The sequence below is a fragment of the Corallococcus carmarthensis genome, assembly GCF_003611695.1.
GTDB lineage: Bacteria > Myxococcota > Myxococcia > Myxococcales > Myxococcaceae > Corallococcus > Corallococcus carmarthensis.
On the sequence record NZ_RAWE01000449.1, the window covers coordinates 1 to 1415 of the forward strand.

Annotated in this window: 1 protein-coding gene; it reads left to right on the forward strand. The window is 66.5% G+C overall.

Features of this window, described 5'->3' with window-relative positions:
* Positions 1–56: 56 nt before the first annotated feature.
* The gene (locus tag D7X32_RS44360) at positions 57–1292 is read left to right on the forward strand and encodes an IS701 family transposase (protein ID WP_244239526.1); all 1236 of its coding nucleotides are present in this window, start codon (positions 57–59) and stop codon (positions 1290–1292) included.
* Positions 1293–1415: the final 123 nt, after the last annotated feature.

The window sequence follows — 1415 nt, forward strand, 5'->3', positions numbered from 1 at the left end:
CTAGTACCACTTAGTCGGTTGTTGAAGCTGCCGGTCGATCATGATCTACGGTCGTGATGGACCGGCGGACGCTGAAGCGACTCGATGAGGAGTTGCGCGAGTACCTCGACTCGATGGTGGAAGGAATGGGCCGCCCCGAGCGGCGCGCCGCGATGGCGGCGTACGTGACGGGGCTGCTGCTCGACGGCGAGCGCAAGAGCATTCAACCCATGGCGGCTCGGCTGGTGGATAACGCGTCCGAGACGGAGGCGATGCGCCAGCGGCTTCAGGAGTGCGTCGTCATCAGCGGATGGTCCGATGCGGAGGTGTTCCGACGCCTGGGCCAGAAGCTGGAGCGGGAACTGCCGGGACTGGAGGCGTTCGTCCTCGACGATACGGGCTTTCCGAAGAAGGGGACGCACTCGGTCGGCGTGGCACGCCAGTACTCGGGCACGCTGGGGCGAATCGACAACTGCCAGGTGGCGGTGAGTCTGCACCTGGCGGGCGAGAATGGCTCTGGCTGCATCGGCATGCAGATGTACCTCCCAGGGGCCTGGGCGACGGACACCGCACGTCGCAAGAAGGCAGGCATTCCAGAGGAGGTGGGCCTCACGGAGAAGTGGCGGCTGGCTCTGGCGCAGTTGGACTCGGCGCTTGCCTCTGGCGTGCGCAAGCATGTCGTGCTTGCCGACCCGGGCTACGGGGACTGCCGGGAGTTTCGCGATGGCCTCGTCGAGCGAGGGTTGGGCTATGTGGTTGGCATCAAGGGCGAGACGTCTGTTTGGCCGCCAGGCAGCGCCCCGACCATTCGCAAGAAGCCGCCGGGCAGTCGCGGTCGGCCTTCCACCCGGCACTACGACGACAAGCATCCGCCGGTGCTGGTGGGCGTGCTGGCCAAGGAGTTGAAGTACCGCTCCGTCAGCTGGCGCGAGGGAAGCCGTGGCTGGCAGTCCTCCCGCTTCGCGGCCGTCCGCATCCGGACAGCGCACCGGCATATGAATGGAGTGCCGCCCGGAGATGAGCAGTGGCTGCTGTGCCAATGGCCCCAGGGAGCGCAGGCGCCCACGAAATTCTGGCTCTCCTCCCTCCCAGCTGACACGTCCATACGCACCCTGGTGCGCCTGGCCAAGCTGCGTTGGCGCATCGAGCGCGACTACCAGGAGATGAAGCAGGAACTCGGCTTGGACCACTTCGAAGGACGCACCTGGCGGGGCTTCCACCACCACGCCACCCTCTGCGCCATGGCCCATGGCTTTCTCGCGCTCCGACGAGCGCTTTCCCCCCCGGGGCCGGGTGAAATGGACGCTGCCTGAAGTCCGCCGCCGTCTTCAACAGGTGCTGTTGCGCTGGATAGGCGTCTGCCCCCTCTGCCGCAGGCTCGTGGACGACTCGAACCTGCCGCGCGGCCCCTCCCGAATCTGATCAGGTGGTACTAG